At 47.9% G+C, this 309-nt stretch carries 1 protein-coding gene; it reads right to left on the bottom strand.

From position 1 onward, the window contains the following. Nucleotides 1–89: 89 nt before the first annotated feature. Nucleotides 90–309: lipocalin family protein (locus A3751_RS01520; RefSeq protein WP_197466092.1), on the bottom strand; the 220-nt coding region annotated here is incomplete at its 5' end.

The raw sequence follows: 309 nt of genomic DNA, 5'->3' as shown, positions 1-309 counted from the left end.
GCATGCTGGCACAATTTCCTATCAGCTTTGCACTGCGATTACAGCCCGAGTCCCTCGCGTTTGTATATAGTGCTTCCTTTGCGCGGAACTTATTGCGCGACCCAGATGAGCTCTTCCGTGGCAAAACCTTTTGTTTGTGCAAATTCTAAAAACTCTGCGCGCGTGTCTTTAGTGATCTCAGGCGTGCGTGATAGTAGCCATAGGTAGTCTGTATCGGGTCCGGTAATGAAGGCATGCTGATAGTTTTTCTGATCTAGTTCGGCAATGACATACGAGGCATAGAAGGGCCCAAAAAAACTGACCTTAAGG

This window comes from Oleiphilus sp. HI0080 (assembly GCF_001635135.1).
The sequence above is the reverse complement of the archived record's forward strand: the minus strand, read 5'-3'. Positions and strand labels throughout refer to the sequence as shown.